Source organism: Streptomyces sp. AHA2 (assembly GCF_036857595.1).
GTDB lineage: Bacteria > Actinomycetota > Actinomycetes > Streptomycetales > Streptomycetaceae > Streptomyces.
This window is the reverse complement of the sequence record NZ_JAUQWJ010000005.1, coordinates 261,849-278,281: the sequence shown is the minus strand read 5'-3', so window position 1 is coordinate 278,281 and position 16,433 is coordinate 261,849. Positions and strand designations below refer to the sequence as shown.

The 16,433-nt window shown below is 72.1% G+C and carries 13 protein-coding genes; 9 read left to right on the top strand and 4 right to left on the bottom strand.

Going from position 1 to position 16,433, the window contains the following annotated elements; all coding sequences use genetic code 11:
• Positions 1-52: 52 nt before the first annotated feature.
• A complete protein-coding gene (locus Q5694_RS13820; RefSeq protein ID WP_333933153.1) occupies positions 53-880 on the bottom strand; it encodes an SAM-dependent methyltransferase in 828 nt (275 codons plus the stop codon).
• Positions 881-1,344: 464 nt separating this feature from the next.
• Here Q5694_RS13820 and Q5694_RS13815 point away from each other — a divergent pair, with 464 nt between their 5' ends.
• Both Q5694_RS13815 and Q5694_RS13810 read left to right on the top strand, forming a co-directional pair.
• A complete protein-coding gene (locus Q5694_RS13815) occupies positions 1,345-3,018 on the top strand; it encodes a hypothetical protein (protein WP_333933302.1) in 1,674 nt (557 codons plus the stop codon).
• Between the two features lie 105 nt (positions 3,019-3,123).
• Entirely contained in the window at positions 3,124-3,297 is a 174-nt protein-coding gene (locus Q5694_RS13810) for a CsbD family protein (RefSeq protein ID WP_333933152.1), read from the top strand.
• Positions 3,298-3,448: 151 nt separating this feature from the next.
• On the opposite strand, the gene Q5694_RS13805 is transcribed toward Q5694_RS13810, so the two are convergent.
• Complete coding sequence (locus Q5694_RS13805; protein WP_333933151.1) at positions 3,449-4,894, bottom strand: glyceraldehyde-3-phosphate dehydrogenase; 1,446 nt, start codon at positions 4,892-4,894, stop codon at positions 3,449-3,451.
• Positions 4,895-5,063: 169 nt separating this feature from the next.
• On the opposite strand from Q5694_RS13805, the gene Q5694_RS13800 reads away from it, so the two are divergent.
• The 4 genes from Q5694_RS13800 to Q5694_RS13785 all read left to right on the top strand — a co-directional run bounded on the left by Q5694_RS13800 (position 5,064) and on the right by Q5694_RS13785 (position 9,807).
• Positions 5,064-5,960 (top strand): hypothetical protein, encoded by an 897-nt coding sequence (locus Q5694_RS13800; RefSeq protein WP_333933150.1) that lies wholly within the window; start codon positions 5,064-5,066, stop codon positions 5,958-5,960.
• 181 nt (positions 5,961-6,141) lie between these two features.
• Positions 6,142-6,579, top strand: coding sequence for a Fur family transcriptional regulator (locus Q5694_RS13795; RefSeq protein ID WP_333933149.1), 438 nt, complete (start codon positions 6,142-6,144; stop codon positions 6,577-6,579).
• Between the two features lie 67 nt (positions 6,580-6,646).
• Positions 6,647-8,872, top strand: a complete 2,226-nt coding sequence (katG, locus tag Q5694_RS13790; protein ID WP_333933148.1) for a catalase/peroxidase HPI — start codon at positions 6,647-6,649, stop codon at positions 8,870-8,872.
• A gap of 170 nt (positions 8,873-9,042) precedes the next feature.
• The gene (locus Q5694_RS13785; protein ID WP_333933147.1) at positions 9,043-9,807 is read left to right on the top strand and encodes a carbonic anhydrase; all 765 of its coding nucleotides are present in this window, start codon (positions 9,043-9,045) and stop codon (positions 9,805-9,807) included.
• 81 nt (positions 9,808-9,888) lie between these two features.
• On the opposite strand, the gene Q5694_RS13780 is transcribed toward Q5694_RS13785, so the two are convergent.
• Together Q5694_RS13780 and Q5694_RS13775 are read right to left on the bottom strand one after the other, a co-directional pair.
• Positions 9,889-11,280 (bottom strand): Tat pathway signal sequence domain protein, encoded by a 1,392-nt coding sequence (locus Q5694_RS13780; protein WP_333933146.1) that lies wholly within the window; start codon positions 11,278-11,280, stop codon positions 9,889-9,891.
• 106 nt (positions 11,281-11,386) lie between these two features.
• The gene (locus Q5694_RS13775) at positions 11,387-13,087 is read right to left on the bottom strand and encodes a VanW family protein (protein ID WP_333933144.1); all 1,701 of its coding nucleotides are present in this window, start codon (positions 13,085-13,087) and stop codon (positions 11,387-11,389) included.
• A gap of 219 nt (positions 13,088-13,306) precedes the next feature.
• On the opposite strand from Q5694_RS13775, the gene Q5694_RS13770 reads away from it, so the two are divergent.
• The 3 genes from Q5694_RS13770 (at position 13,307) to Q5694_RS13760 (ending at position 16,416) form a co-directional block, all read left to right on the top strand.
• Positions 13,307-14,572: a glycosyltransferase family 4 protein gene (locus Q5694_RS13770; protein ID WP_333933143.1), complete on the top strand. Its 1,266-nt coding sequence runs from the start codon at positions 13,307-13,309 to the stop codon at positions 14,570-14,572.
• A 149-nt stretch (positions 14,573-14,721) separates the two neighbouring features.
• A complete protein-coding gene (locus tag Q5694_RS13765) occupies positions 14,722-15,588 on the top strand; it encodes a transferase (RefSeq protein ID WP_333933142.1) in 867 nt (288 codons plus the stop codon).
• Between the two features lie 177 nt (positions 15,589-15,765).
• Positions 15,766-16,416, top strand: a complete 651-nt coding sequence (locus Q5694_RS13760; RefSeq protein ID WP_333933141.1) for a YceI family protein — start codon at positions 15,766-15,768, stop codon at positions 16,414-16,416.
• Positions 16,417-16,433 lie beyond the last annotated feature (17 nt).

Genomic DNA, 16,433 nt, shown 5'->3' with positions numbered 1-16,433 from the left:
CGCCGGCGACCGGTCCGGCGAGAGGCAGTGAGAGGGGGGTGGAGCGGCCGGCTCAGCCGTCCAGGGGCAGGCGTCCCACGCCGCCGAACTCGATCCACTCGTGCGTGAGCTGACGGGGCGCCACCTCCGTGTCCGGGCGCCACTCGGACACCTCCACCAGGCCCGGCTCCAGGATCTCCAGACCCTCGAAGTACGCCTCGACGTCCTTCGGTTCGCGCACCCGGCCCCAGTTCCCCTGGGTTGCCTGGGCCATGAAGTCCGTGACGAACTTGCGGACCTCCGGGTCCTCGCTGACCAGCTGGCACATCACCATGAAACTGCCGGGGGCGAGCCGTTCCCGCACGCGGCGGGCGACCGCGAGAGGGCCGTCGGTGTCGCTGTCCGGGATGCAGTGGAACACCGAGTTGAACAGCACGCACACCGGCTCGTCGAAGTCGATCAGCCGCTTGGTGTCCGCGTGGCCGAAGATCAGGTCCGTCTCGCGCATGTCCGCGTGGATCACGGTCGTGCGCTCGTCCTGCTCCAGCAGGGCCCGGCCGTGGACCAGCACCATCGGGTCGTTGTCCACGTAGACCACGTGGGTGCTGGGATCGATGCGCTGGGCGACCTGGTGCACGTTCTCCTGGGTGGGCAGACCGGACCCGTGGTCCAGGTACTGCCGGATGCCGTACTCCTCGGAGAGGGTCTTCACGACCCGCTGGAGGAAGCGGCGGTTGTTCAGCGCGAGGCGGCGGGTGCTCGGCACGACCTTGTCGAGCTGCTCGCAGGCGGCGCGGTCGGCCGCGTAGTTGTCCTTGCCGCCCAGGTAGTAGTCGTACATGCGTGCTGCCGTCGGCACGTTCGCGTCGATCTCGGTGGACAGCTTGTTCTCGGAATGCATCGTCGTTCCCCCTGCAGGGTGCCGCGCCAACGGACTGGCTGGACAGGAAGTACATCCTAGGGAGCGGGAGTTGGGCCGTGCCAGCCCAGTGGGGAAGTGCCCACGATCGAACGAGCGGATGATGGGCACGAGCATGGCCGTTCGTCTGGTTTGCGAGGTTTCGCGTGCCGGCGGGTCGACCGCATCACGAACCCGTGGGATGCGCGCAGCGCCCCTACGGCGCCGGCGGACCCCGGCCGGCGCGTACCGACCTGCACCGGCGTGACGGCGGCGCCGTACGGGATGCGGAGCCCGACCCGGACGGCGAGGCGGTGCCGAAGGCGGCGGAGTACCTCGCGATCCGCCGGACCGGCACCATGGCCCGCAGCCTGGCCGCTAACCTGGAAGAGCGAGGATCGACCGGGCACCGCCGGTGGGTGCACACCGTCGTCCCCACGGCCCGGCCGCCGGCCCAGGAGATGACCATGGGTGACTACTACGACCTCGGTACCCACAGCCGCCCCGTCACCACCACGTCGCCCGAGGCGCAGACCTGGTTCGATCGCGGCCTGATCTGGACGTACGGCTTCCACCACGAGGAGGCCGTCGCCTGCTTCGAGAAGGCCGCCGAGGCGGATCCGGAGTGCGCGATGGCGTACTGGGGGATCGCCTACGCACTCGGCCCCAACTACAACAAGCCCTGGGAAGCCTTCGACGGCGACGAGCTCGTGCGCACCGTGGACCGCACGCACGCCGCGGTGGAACGGGCCCACGAGAAGGCCGCTCGTACCACCCCCGTCGAACAGGCCCTCATCGGTGCGCTGCGGGCCCGCTACCCGCAGGCGGAGGCCGCCGAGGACTGCTCGGTGTGGAACGAGCCCTACGCGGACGCGATGCGCGGGGTGTACGAACTGGCACCCGGCGACCCCGACATCGCCGCCCTGCACGCCGACGCGCTGATGAACCTCACGCCCTGGCGGCTGTGGGACATCAGGACCGGCCGGCCGGCCGAGGGCGCCCGGACCACGGAGGCGGAGGCGGTGCTGGACGCCGCCCTCGCCACGGACGCCGGCGCCGTGCACCCCGGGGTCCTGCACCTGTACATCCACCTGATGGAGATGTCCCCGGCACCGGAGCGGGCCCTCGTCGTCGCCGACCGGCTGAGCGGCCTCGTGCCCGACGCCGGGCACCTGCGGCACATGCCCTCGCACCTCGACGTCCTATGCGGCGACTACCGCCGGGTCGTCGCCGCGAACAGCGACGCGATCGCCGCCGACGAGAAGTACCGCCGGCGTGCCGGCGCGATGAACTTCTACACCCTCTACCGGGTGCACAACCACCACTTCCGGATCTACGGCGCCATGTTCCTCGGCCAGGCCCGCGTCGCCCTCGACTCGGCCGCCGAGCTGGAGGCCGCCGTACCCGAGGAGCTGCTCCGCGTGCAGAGCCCGCCCATGGCCGACTGGCTGGAGGGCTTCCTGGCCATGCGCGTCCACGTGCTGATCCGCTTCGGCCGCTGGGAGGACATCCTCGACCTGCCGGCCCCCGCCGATCCGGAGCTCTACGCGGTGACCACCGCGATGCACCACTACGCGCGCGGCGTCGCCCTGTCCGCCACCGGCGAGGTCGACCGTGCCGAGGCCGAGCGCGAGCTGTTGCGGGCTGCGGTGGGCCGGGTGCCCGAGACGCGGATGCTCTTCAACAACACCTGCCACGACATCCTCGCGATCGCCTCCGCGATGCTGGACGGGGAGCTGGAGTACCGCAAGGGCGACCACGACCGCGCCTTCGCCGCCCTGGAGCGCTCGATCGAACTGGACGACGGCCTCCCCTACGACGAGCCGTGGGGCTGGATGCAGCCCACCCGCCACGCGTACGGGGCGCTGCTGCTGGAGCAGGGACGTGTCGAGGAGGCCGAGGCCGTCTACCGTGCCGATCTCGGCCTGGACGACACCCTGCCCCGGCCCCTGCAACACCCCGGCAACGTCTGGGCGTTGCACGGCTTCCACGAATGCCTGGTGCGCACCGGGAAGACCGGCGAGGCGGCGTTGGTCGCCCACCAGCTCACGATGGCGACGGCGCTGGCCGACGTGCCGGTCCGGGCGTCCTGTTTCTGTCGCCCGGAGCCCGCGGAGACGGCCGGCGGGTGCTGCCTCTGACGCCCGCGGCCGGCGGTCCGGCAGGGGCGGCACGTTTGAGCCGCCCGGGTGCGGTCACTCGTACCACCGACCCCGCAGTCGGACACGACTTGGAGTGAACGAACCGTGGCTGAAGAGCAGAAGGCCAAGGCGAAGGCCGAGCAGGCCAAGGGCAAGGCCAAGGAGACGATCGGCCGCGCGGTGGGCAACGAGCGGCTGACGACCGAGGGCCGTGCCGAGCAGTCCAAGGGCGACGCGCGGCAGGCCAAGGAGAAGACGAAGGACGTCTTCAAGCACTGAGTTTTCATGCGCACGACCGGGTGCCGTGTCCCTTGCCGGGACACGGCACCCGGTCGTGTGTGAGCCGGGTCCGCACGCACGGAGGCAAGGGGCCCGCACGCCCCGCACCCCCGTACGCCGGAGCCGTCCCACCGGACCGGATCCGCGGAGGTCAGACCGCCGGAGCCGGGTAGGTCGGGTACTCCACGCCGGAGACGTGCTGCACGACGCGGATGACCTGGCACGAGTAGCCGAACTCGTTGTCGTACCACAGGTAGAGGATCGCGTTGTCCCCGTCGACCTTGGTGGCACCGGCGTCGACGATCGAGGCGTGGCGCGAGCCGATGAAGTCGCTGGAGACCGCGTCGGGGGCCGTGGTGAAGTCGATCTGGCGCTTGAGCGGCGAGGTCAGGGAGACCTCGCGGAGGTGGTCGAGGACCTCCTCGCGGGTGGTCTCACGGCCGAGCCGCAGGCTGAGGATCGCGATGGAGACGTCCGGCACCGGCACCCGGATCGAGCTGCCGGTGATCGGCGCCTTGAGGTCGGGCAGCGCCTTGGCGACGGCGGAGGCGGCACCGGTCTCGGTGATGACCATGTTGAGCGGCGCGGACCGGCCGCGGCGGTCGGCCTTGTGGTAATTGTCCAGCAGGTTCTGGTCGTTGGTGAACGAGTGCACGGTCTCCACGTGGCCGCGCTCGACCCCGAACTCGTCGTCCATCGCCTTCAGCGGCGGCACGATCGCGTTCGTGGTGCAGGACGCGCAGGACAGGATCCGCTCGTCCGGCTTGATCGTGTCGTGGTTGACGCCGTGCACGATGTTCGGCACGTCGCCCTTGCCCGGCGCGGTCAGCACGACCTTGTCGACGCCCGGGCGCAGGTGCTGCGACAGGCCCGCGCGGTCGCGCCACTTGCCGGTGTTGTCGATCAGGATGGCGTTCTTGATGCCGTACGCCGTGTAGTCGACCTCGGACGGGTCGTTCGCGTAGATCACCTTGATGGCGTTGCCGTTGGCGACGATGGTGCTGTTCGCCTCGTCGACGGTGATCGTGCCCTGGAACTGGCCGTGGATCGAGTCCCGGCGCAGCAGTGAGGCGCGCTTGACGATGTCCTGCTCCCCGCCGCCGCGCACCACGATGGCACGCAGGCGCAGGCCGTTGCCCGAGCCGGCCTTCTCGATGAGGAGCCGGGCCACGAGCCGGCCGATGCGGCCGAAGCCGTAGAGGACGACGTCGCGTCCCTCGCGGCGCTCGATCTTGTCGGCGCCGGTGGCCCCGGCCACGGCCTCGGCCGTGAACTCGGCGACCGACAGTCCGCGGTCGTCCTCGCGGTAGGTCGCGGCGAGCATGCCGATGTCGATCTGCGAGGGCCCGAGGTCGAGCTCGGCGAGGGCCTTCAGGAAGGGCAGCGTCTCGGTGACGGAGAGCTCCGCGCCCGCGATCTGCCGGGCGAACCGGTGGGTCTTGAGGATGCTGACCACCGACTTGTTCACCAGGGAGCGGCTGTGCAGCAGGACCGTCACGTCCCGCTCCCGGTGCAGCTTCCCGATGATCGGGATCATCGACTCCGCGATCTCCTCGCGGTTCTTCCAGTTGGTGAACGAGTCGTCGTTGACAGTCACGAGTCCATCTTTCGAGCTAGGCGGCGCTCATATGTTAAACCGTCGATTTCCCGATCATGAAGGGGGTGCCTCCGGGGAGCCGGCGGGCCCCCTTCCGGCGATCTCCACGCGCCTTCGGCGACCCGTCCTGAGACCATCGGATCCGGTCCTCCCCGTGAAGGAGACGCGCATGGACTTCGACAGCGTGGCCGAGGAGCTGTACGCCCGGCGGCCGGAGGAATTCGTCGCCGCCCGCGCCTCCGCCGTGGCCTCCGCGCGCTCCGCCGGTGACCGGGACCTGGCGCGGCGGATCGGCGCCCTGCGCAAGCCCAGCCTCGCCGCCTGGGTCAGCAACCTGCTGGTCCGCAGCAACCCCGGCGAGGTCGAGCCCCTGCTGAGACTGGGCGAGGGGCTGCGCCGCGCCCACCGGGACCTGGACGGCGAGCAGCTGCGCGAACTGAGTCGCCGGCAGCACGCTCTCGTGCGCGCCCTGTCCGCCCAGGCCAGGCAGCTCGCCCAGGAAGCCGGCCATCCCGTAGGCGAGGGCGTGCTGCGCGAGGTCGAGAACACCCTGCACGCCGTCCTGGCCGACCCGGAGGCCGCCGAGAGGTGGGCCGCGGGCCTGCTGGACAAACCGCTGAACGCCGCTGTCGGCTTTCCCGCGGCACCCGAAGGCGCCGGGCCGCGGCGCCCGGCGGCCCGGTCCGCGTCCACGGCCGGGACCGCCTCCGCGCCTGCGCAGTCCCGCCCGGACAGGAAGGCGGAGCAGCGGCGGCGGCAGCAGCTCACCGAGGCTCGTGAGGCCGCCGAGGCCGCCGAGGTGGAGCTGCGGACCCTGCGGGGGGAGGCGGACGCCGCCGACCGGGCCGCGCAGGAGGCCGAGGAGCGCCTCGACCGGATCCAGCGACGCGTCGGCGAGCTCACCGAGGAACTGGAACGCGCCAGGAACGAGCACCAGCAGGCGCGGTTCGCCGAGCGCACGGCCCGCGAGGAGGCCCGCACGGCCGGTCGCCGCCTCCGTGAAGCCGACCGCAAGGCCGCGGCGGCGGCCGCCCGGCTGGCCCGCCTGACCTCCCCGGACGCGTGAACCCCGCGGGCGTCCACGGCGCTGCGCGGCGTCCCGCGCGTCTCTCGCCCCGATCATGTCCGCGTGACCCGGCTCACATCGGCTGGCGGTCCCGTCCCCCCGCCGCCTCACTCGCCCGACACCGAAATTGAACCGTTCGTTTTCTTGAGCCGTTCGTGTTTGTGCGGCTAGGTTGTGCCGCATGACCGCATCCGGGACCCCGACCACCGCCGAGGAGCTGCGTGGCGCCGGCCTGCGGGTGACGGCCGCCCGCGTCGCGCTGCTCGAGGCCGTGCGGGAGGGCGACCACCTCGGCGCCGAAGCCATCGCCACCGAGGTGCGCGGCCGCGTCGGCCACATCTCGGTCCAGGCCGTCTACGAGGGGCTCCACGCCCTCACCGCGGCCGGACTCGTGCGCCGCCTGGACCCGCCCAACAGTCCGGCCCTCTACGAGGGGCGGGTCGGCGACAACCATCACCATCTGGTGTGCCGGTCGTGCGCCGCCGTGGCCGACGTCGACTGCGCGGTCGGCCACGCCCCCTGCCTGACCGCGTCCGACGACCGGGGCTTCGCCGTCGACGAGGCCGAGGTCATCTACTGGGGCCTGTGCCCCGCCTGCTCCACCGCCCGCAGTTCCTGAGCACGTGATCCACCGAACACCGTGATCCACCCGAGCACCGCGATCCACCCCGTCCGGAAGGATTTCCATGACTGAGAACCACGACGCGATCGTCACCGACCCCAAGTCGGCGGAAGCGGGAGGCGGTTGCCCCGTGGCGCACGACCGCGCCCTGCACCCGACGCAGGGCGGCGGCAACCGCCAGTGGTGGCCCGAGCGGCTCAACCTGAAGATCCTCGCCAAGAACCCCGAGGTGGCCAACCCGCTCGGTGAGGACTTCGACTACGCGAAGGCCTTCCAGGCGCTCGACCTCGCCGCCGTCAAACGCGACATCGCCGAGGTGCTCACGACCTCGCAGGACTGGTGGCCGGCCGACTTCGGCAACTACGGCCCACTGATGATCCGCATGGCCTGGCACAGCGCCGGCACCTACCGGATCAGCGACGGCCGGGGCGGCGCCGGCGCCGGACAGCAGCGGTTCGCCCCGCTCAACAGCTGGCCGGACAACGGCAACCTCGACAAGGCCCGCCGGCTGCTGTGGCCCGTGAAGAAGAAGTACGGCCAGAGCATCTCCTGGGCCGACCTCATGATCCTCACCGGCAACGTGGCCCTGGAGCAGATGGGCTTCGAGACCTTCGGCTTCGCCGGTGGCCGCGAGGACGTCTGGGAGCCGGAGGAGGACGTCTACTGGGGCCCCGAGACCACCTGGCTCGACGACAAGCGCTACTCGGGCGACCGCGACCTGGAGAACCCGCTCGGCGCGGTCCAGATGGGCCTCATCTACGTCAACCCCGAGGGCCCGAACGGCAACCCGGACCCGCTCGCCGCGGCCCGCGACATCCGTGAGACGTTCCGCCGCATGGCGATGAACGACGAGGAGACCGTCGCCCTGATCGCCGGCGGCCACACCTTCGGCAAGACCCACGGCGCCGGCCCCGCCGACCACGTCGGCGCCGACCCCGAGGCCGCCTCCATGGAGGAGCAGGGCCTGGGCTGGCGCAGCACCTACGGCACGGGCAAGGGCGGCGACGCCATCACCTCCGGCCTGGAGGTCACCTGGACGGCCACGCCCACGCAGTGGAGCAACGGCTTCTTCAAGAACCTCTTCGAGTTCGAGTACGAGCTGGAGCAGAGCCCGGCCGGCGCCCACCAGTGGGTCGCCAAGGACGCCCCGGAGATCGTGCCCGACGCGCACGACCCGTCGAAGAAGCACCGCCCGAAGATGCTCACCACCGACCTCGCGCTGCGCTTCGACCCGATCTACGAGCCCATCTCCCGCCGGTTCTACGAGAACCCCGACCAGTTCGCGGACGCCTTCGCCCGCGCCTGGTTCAAGCTGACCCACCGCGACATGGGTCCCAAGTCCCTCTACCTCGGCCCGGAGGTGCCGCAGGAGACCCTGCTGTGGCAGGACCCGCTGCCCGAAGCCGAGGGCGAGACCATCGACGCCGAGGACATCGCCGTCCTCAAGACCAAGCTGCTGGAGTCGGGCCTGTCCGTCGCGCAGCTGGTGTCCACCGCCTGGGCGTCGGCGTCGACCTTCCGCGGCAGCGACAAGCGCGGCGGTGCCAACGGCGCCCGCATCCGCCTGGAGCCGCAGCGCGGCTGGGAGGTCAACGAGCCCGACGAGCTGGCGCGGGTCCTGCGCGTCCTGGAGGGCATCCGGCAGGAGTTCAACTCCGGCGCCGGCGCCAAGAGGGTCTCCCTGGCCGACCTGATCGTCCTCGGTGGTTCCGCCGCCGTCGAGAAGGCCGCCAAGGAAGCCGGCTTCCAGGTGGAGGTGCCCTTCGTCGCGGGCCGGGTGGACGCCACCGAGGAGCACACCGACGCCGAGTCGTTCGAGGCGCTCGAGCCGACCGCCGACGGGTTCCGCAACTACCTCGGCAAGGGCAACCGCCTGCCGGCCGAGTACCTGCTGCTGGACCGGGCCAACCTGCTGACGCTGAGCGCTCCCGAGATGACCGTGCTGGTCGGCGGTCTGCGCGTGCTGGGCGCCAACTACCAGAAGTCCCAGCTCGGTGCCTTCACCAGGACGCCCGGCTCGCTGACGAACGACTTCTTCGTCAACCTGCTGGACCTGGGCATCACCTGGAAGGCCACGACCGAGGACCAGACGACGTTCGAGGGGCGCGACGCCGCCACCGGCGAGGTCAAGTGGGCCGGCTCCCGCGCCGACCTGGTCTTCGGCTCCAACTCCGAGCTGCGCGCGCTCGCCGAGGTCTACGCGAGCGACGACGCCAAGGAGAAGTTCGTCAAGGACTTCGTCGCGGCCTGGGTCAAGGTCATGAACCTGGACCGGTTCGACCTGGTCTGATCCCACCCGCCTGACAGGACGCCCCGGGCCGCGGCCCGGGGCGTCCCACGTTCCCGGGGACTCGGCCTGATGTCCCGTCAACTGCCCGTCCGAGTAAGGAAATCGCCTAGCGCAGGCCATGAAACGGCAAGGGGGGCAGCCCGGTCCGGGATCGGGCATACGTTCGGGTCGTGAACACAGTTCCCGCTTCCCATGACGGCTCCGGTCGCGCACCGCATCCGGTTCCCCCTGCCCGGCCCACCGGCCGCCGCGCCCTGCTGCGCACCGCACTCACCGGCGCGGCGGTCCTCGGCGCCGGCCTCGCCGCCGGGCCGGCCACCGCCGCCCCCGGCCGGGACACGCCCACGCGTCCCGCCACTCCCGCCGCAGCCTGGCGTGAACTGGTCGCGGGCAACCGCCGCTGGCGCGCCTTCCGGGAGCGCCACCCGCACGAGGACCCCGCGACCCGCCGGACCCTGGCCGTCGGCCAGCACCCCTTCGCGGTCGTGCTCGGCTGCATCGACTCGCGCGTCCCCCCGGAGCTGGTCTTCGACCAGGGCCTCGGCGATCTCATGACGGTGCGCACCGCCGGCGAGGTCCTGGACGAGGCCGTCCTCGGCAGCGTCGCCTACGGGGTGCTGGAGCTCGGCATACCCCTGGTCGTCGTCCTCGGGCACCAGTCCTGCGGCGCGGTCCGCGCGGCCGTCGAGGCCGACGCGTCCGGGACCCGGCTGCCGGCCCACATGCAGTACCTGGTCGACCGGATCAGCCCGGCCATCGACCGCGCCGAGCAGGGCGAGGCGCGGATCGACGCCACCGTGGACGCCAACGTCGGGCTGGTCCGCTCCCGGCTCGCCGCTGAACCGGAACTGGCCGCCGAGGCCGCCGCAGGACGTCTCGCGATCGTCGGCGCCCGTTACGAACTGAGCAACCAGGCCGTCCACCGCCTCGCCTGAGCCCGTCCCGTCCCTCCGGTCCACCGTCTCGTCCGAGCCCGGCCCGGTCCGCCGCACCGACCGGCGGACCGGGCCGCACCGTCACACCTGGAGCGGGTTGTACCGCGTGGCCGCCATCAGGTACCAGGCGGTCGCGCCCGTGTGCCGGTACGGGTAGTAGCCGAAGCCGAACCCGGTGTCGAGCGGACTGCTCGCGGACACCACCCCGCTCCGCTCCGGCAACGCCCCGCCACCGACGGTCTGGCCCGCGCCCAGCAGGTCCTGGGCCTTCTCGGCCGAGGCGATCAGCCGCCGGGCACGCGCCTCGTCACCACGTGCCCCGCGGTCCCGCAGGGCGAGGGCGAGGTGGGCGGTCCCCTCGAACCACACGCCGTTGCGGTCGGGCCTGGGCTGCCCGGACGCGATGGGCGCGTCCTCGTCCGCCAGCAGGCTCGCCGAACTGAAGGTGACGCCCTCGTACGACTGGCCTGCGGGGACCGTGCTGTTGGTGCGCCCGGAGTGGTCGAGGACGGCCAGCTCGGCCGCCGCCCAGTCCAGGGAGCGGGAGTGGCGCCGGGAGCCGAGCGCGAGGTGGGTCCAGGTCTGGGTGTCCTCCGGGATCGGGGACCTGTTCACCGTCTCCCCGTCGTTGGTGCCGGTGTAGAAGAAGCCGCCGGACGGCTCCCACATCCGCCGGACGAACGCCTCGGCCCGCCCGCGCCGCTCCCGCCACACCCGGTCGCCGGTGAGCCGTGCCAGCCGCCCGAACAGGCAGATCAGGTCGGTGTTGTGCTCGGTGGAGGTGAAGGGCAGCTTCTGGTTCGCCCCGTCCACCCCGAACTTGTATCCGCCCAGCGGTTCGTCGGTGCGGCCGGTCCGCTCGATCCACTCGCCGATGCGCACGGCCCCCGTGAGGAAGCGGCGCGCCCCGGTGCGCCGGGCGAGGGCGCTCAGCGCGATGCCGGCCCAGGCCATGTCGCCCACGGCGGTGCCGGTGAAGCCGAACTGGGTGCCGACGTTGGCCGTGCCGTCGGCCCGGACGAACCCGTCCGGCTGTGGTGTGCCGTCGTAGAAGGTGTACGGACCGGTGTTGTAGGCCTGGCGCAGCCTGCCGTCGTCGTACGCCGGGTCGTGCAGCTGGGCGTACAGCAGGGCGTCGCCCAGGATCCGGGCGCGGATCTGCCCGGTGCGGGTGCGGGTGGCCAGGTGGGCCAGGATCGCCAGGGCGTTGTCGTAGGTGAAGGCGGTGCTGAACAGGCCGGCCTGGTCGGTGTAGCTCTGGGTGAGGCGGACGGCGCCGTGGTCGGGGTAGGCGTCCATGGCGGCGGCGAGGAAGGCGTGCCCTCGGGCCGGGGCCGAGGCACGGCTCGGGCCGGGGGGACCGGCCGCCAGGGCCTGCCCGGAGCCGGCGGCGGTGAGAGCCGCGGCGCCGAGGCCGAGTCCGGCACCGATGAGCGAACGCCGGCCGAGGGCCGGGCCTTGTCTGCCAGTCATGGATCTCCCTTTGAGAGCGCTCTCAACGATGGCCGCCATTGTGCTGGCGGCGGGGAGAGGGGTCAACGACCGGTGCCGGCCCGAAAGTTCGCCAGGGGCGACGGAATCACTCGCAGACGATCTCGTCGCGCGGCGCGTAGTGGGTGCGGTAGGGCTCGCGGCGCACTTCGCGGCCGTTGTCGTGGAAGACGCGCTCCACCGTGACGTCGAACCCCTCGAGCGGGGTCTGCGGCACGCATTCCTTGTCGTGGCTCACGTGTCTGCCCGGCTTCTTCACCGCCGTACGCGGGCCCGTCTCCGAGGTCACCTCGTCGTACTTGCGGGTGCCGAGGAAGCTGACGGTCACGGACGTGTCCGTCGATTCGGCGTGGATGTACAGGGCCTTGCCGGAGTCGTTGGTGAACCGCAGGTCCAGGCTGCCCCAGGCGACCGTCGCCTCGCGGCCCTCCGGGTAGCGCTCGATGTAGAACGAGTGCGCACCGTGCTCCACGGGCTTGACGCCGGCGAAGAACAACGCGTTGTAGACCGTCGTCGCCACGGACGAGACGCCGCCGCCGGACGCCTTGGTGTACTTGTCGTCCAGGATGATGATCCCGTCGACGAAACCGTTGGCCTCGGTGCGTTCCCCGACCGTCCGGTTGAAGCTCCAGGTCTCGCCCGGCCCGACGAGCGAGCCGTTGATCAGTTCGACGGCCCGGCCGATGTTCTTCGTGCGGTACCCGGCCGGTTCGAAGTCGACGGTGAAGGAGGACATCGTCTGCGTCAGTCCCAGCTCCGCGGCGTTCTCCCGGGTCACCTCGGGCCGGGTGGTGCGGACGTCCACCGTGCCCGCGCGACCGTCGCCCGACGCGGTGAGCAGCGGCAGGACGGCCTTGCCCAGTGCCTTGTCGGTGACCTCGTGGCCGAGCGTGGCGTCCTTGGCGATCACGGCCTTGTCGCCTTCGGGGCGCAGTTCGGCGTCGGCGGCGGTCGTGGTGATCCGGTCCAGCGGCCGGGCCACGGCCGGGTCCTCGCGCAGGCCCTCGGTGTCGAGCCGGGGCCTCAGCCGGCCGCTGTCGTCCGGTCTCATGGCCAGGTGCTCTCCCAGGACCTTCTGCGGCACCGTGAACCGCTCACCGGCCGCGGTGAGCGTGACGGGCGCCGACATGGCGGGCTCGGCGAAGGTGCGCACCGCCCGGCGTACCTCGCCGGCCGTGACCTGGGGCCGGGTCTCCCGGACGGGCAGGGCGGTGGCCGTGCGGGTGTCGCCCCGCAGGAAGGAGGCGCGCAGGGCGCCGACCGCCGCGTCCACGTCGAGGGCGTAGCCGGTGCGCGGTGCGACCTGCTCGACCCGTCCGTCGCCGAACCCGACGGCACCCTCGCGGACCTTCTGGTCCAGCCCCTTCGCGAGCCGACCGAGGGCGGCACGGGTCCTGCCCTCGTCGACGCGCGCGACCGGTTCGACGTCGCCGCCCGACCGGAAGAGTCCCCGGAACACACTGACCGGGTCGGTGCCGCTGCGTGCGGCCCGGTCGACGGTCTTCTGGACGTCCCAGGAGAGCCCCGCGCGCCGCGGATCGACCGTCCCGATGCGGTCGCCGACCGTCACGGGCAGGTCCCGGGCCCCGGCGGCGCCGAGGTGCCGTTCCAGTGCGCGCACCGCCTCCGCACGGCTGAGCCCCCCGATGTGAACGCCGCGCACGGTCGTGCCCGAGTCGATCTCGCCTCCCGTGACCACCAGCCCGGCCAGGTAGAGGCCGCCGAAGCCCAGGGCCAGCGTGCCGCCGGCCAGGGCGAGGGACGGGACGGAGGCTATTCGAGGGCGCATGGGTCTCCAGACGATCGGGTGCGAAGGCGCACCCGGTGACGCGACGCTGCTGCGGGCAAACGACTCAAACCTACCCACACACCGGCGGCGGAACGGTATGGCGTAGACCACTTATGCCCGAGATCGTTCCGGAACGATCCCCGGCAGGCGGCCGGGCGCCCCGGACACGGAGTGGTAACGGCGAACAACTGTCCGGTGGTCGGCGCGGTCTGGTCCGGCATGAAGATCTCATTTCTGATCCACAACGCCTACGGGATCGGAGGGACGATCACCACCACGTTCAACCTGGCCGCCGCCCTGGCCGAGCGGCACGACGTGGAGGTCGTCTCCGCGTTGCGCCACCGGGAGCGCCCCCGGCTGACCCCCGCCCCGGAGGTGCGGCTGCGGGCGCTGGTCGACCTGCGCACGGAGGCGGACCATCCGCTGCACCGCAAGCCCGCACGGGTGTACCCGGCCGCCGAGTACCGCCACCACCAGTACAGCGAGCTCACCGACCAGCGCATCGGCGAGCACCTCGGGGCGCTCGACGCCGACGTCGTCATCGGCACCCGCCCGGGGCTCAACGTGCACATCTCCCACCAGGCGCCGCGGGAGGTGCTGCGCGTCGGCCAGGAGCACCTCACCCTCGACAACCACTCGCCGCGCCTGCGCACCGCCCTGCGGCGCGCGTACCGCCGGCTCGACGTGATCACCACCGTCACGGAAGCGGACGCCGACGCGTACAGGCGCAAGATGTGGCTGCCGGGCGTTCGCGTGGAGGCCCTGCCCAACAGCGTCCCCGACCCCGTCCTGCCGCCGGCCGACGGCACCGCACGCATCGTGGCCGCCGCCGGCCGGCTGGTCCCGGTGAAGCGCTACGACCTGCTCATCGAGGCCTTCGCGCAGGTCGCCGCCGCGTATCCGGACTGGCAGCTGCGCATCTACGGCAAGGGCGGGGAACAGCCTCGGCTGCGCGGCCTCATCGAGCGGCTCGGCCTGTGGAACAACGTCTTCCTGATGGGGGCCGTCACGCCCATGGAAGCCGAGTGGGCCAAGGCGTCGATCGGTGCGGCGGCCTCGAACTTCGAGCCGTTCGGCATGACCATCGTCGAGGCGATGCGCTGCGGCCTGCCCGTCGTCAGCACCGACTGCCCCTACGGGCCCGGCGAGATCATCGCGGACGGCGCCGACGGCCGCCTGGTCCCGGTCGGCGACCGCGACGCCCTGGCCGCGGCCCTGCTGGAACTGGTCGCCGACGACGAACGGCGTCGCCGTATGAGCCGCACCGCGCTGGAGAACTCCCGCCGTTTCGCCCCCGGCCCCGTCGTCGCCCAGGCCGAGCGCCTGCTGGAGGACGCCGCGGCGGCGAGGAAGGCGCCGGGGCGGACCGCACCGGTGCACCGCCCGGCGGGCAGCGCCCTGACCGGCCGCGCGCACGCGGCCCGGGACGCGGCCCGCGCCGCCGCGTCGGGCGTCCTGCGCGCGGTCCGGAGGGGCGGCCGATGAGTCCGGGAGGGACGCCGATGAGTCCGGGAGGAACGCCGATGAGTCCGGAAGGCATGCCGGTGAGCGCGTCGGTAGGCAGGGCGCGCACGGCAGAGACGAGGGGCGCGGCACGTGAGGCGGGCACGGCAGGCACGGTGGGGGGAGCGGGCGTGAGCGGCACAGCGGGCGGGACCGGCGGGCCGAGCGCTGCGTCGGACGGGCCGCGGGACTCCGGGGCTCGGGCCGACTGCACGATCGACGCGGACGGCCGGATCACCTTCCGTCTCCCGTCTGCCCCGGCCACCCGCCCCCACCCCCGGCTCGTGCTCCGGCTGCGCCCCGGGAAGGGGCGGCCGGAGGCGGACAGCCGCTCCCTCGACCTGGAAGCCGGGGGCCCCGGCGGGCACCTGTGCGCCCTGCTGGAACCCCACCCGGCCCTCGGCGAGGGACGCTGGGACGCGTACCTGGTGCCCGGGCCGGACGCCGAACCGCAGCGGCTGCGTCCCGGCCTGCGCGACCTGCGGGCCCTGGTGGACGGACACCTCCGCGACCGCACGTCACCGGTCGCCGTCCGGGTCCCCTACGCGACCAGGGACGGCTTCCTGGCCCTCAGGACGTGGCTGCGCACCGTCCACGCGGAAGCCGGCGCGGTGGACGTCACCGACCGGGCGATCACGGTCGCGGTCCGGCTGCACGGTGCCGCACTCGGTGCCGACGCCCTCGTGCACCTGCGCCTGCGCGGCACGGGGACGGTGCGTACGCTCCGCCCGCGGGCCGACGACGACGGCCGGGGGTTCTCGTTCACCACCGGCACCGACGAGGCGGCCGACGTGGGCGGGGGAGCGGACCAGGTCTGGGACGTCTTCGTGCGGCCCACGGCCGACGCCGCTCCGGTCCGGGTCGCCCGGCTGCTCGACGACGTCGCGGACCGCAAGCACGTGCACGTCTACCCGGCGATCCGCACCGGAGGTCTCACCCTGCGGCCCTACTACACGGTCGACAACGACCTCTCGATCGCGGTGTCCCGGGAATCGTGAAATGCCGGAAATCAAAAAGCTGGCATTGTGCATGGTCATTTCGTTCCCGCACGGCGGCAGTGATGTGTGGGTTCTGTGCGAAAGCGACAGGGAAATGCAGGTGCGGGCCCGTTCGCAAGACCCGTGAAAGGGAAGGGGACTTGCGGTCATAACCGATCTCAAGTACCTAGATGAATCATGAACCTGTTCAACCGCGTCGTGCCGACCCGCCGTCAGGCGCCGGCCGTCCCCCCACAGCGCCCCGGCGGTACGGCAGCCGTGCTGCCCGCCCCCCACCTGGCGGATCTCACCGGTGAATGGGTCGTCGACCCCGCCCACAGCAGGATCGGCTTCTCGGTCCGGCACGCCATGGTGACGACCGTGCGCGGCTGTTTCCTGGAGTACGAAAGCAGGCTCTACTTCGACGCGGAGGACCCCACGCGCTCGCGCGCCGACGTCACGCTGTTCACGTCCAGTGTGGACACCGGGGTGGAACAGCGCGACGCCCACCTGGTGGGCCGGGACTTTCTCGACGCCGCGACGTACCCGCGCATGCGCTTCACCAGCACGTCGGTGGAACAGGCCGGTGCGGACCTCTTTCACATGGCGGGAGATCTGACCATCCGCGGTATCACCCGGCCGGTCGTGCTGGACATGACCTACATCGGGAAGGTCACCGACCCGTTCGGCTACGACCGGGCCGGCTTCGACGGCACCACGACCATCAACCGCTCGGACTGGGGCCTGACCTACAACAGCAGGCTCGCCGAGGGCGGCGCGATGGTGAGCGAGAAGGTGCGCCTGCAGTTCGACATCGCGGCCATCCGTACGACGCCGACCGCCGGCTGAGGCGGAAGCCGAGACCG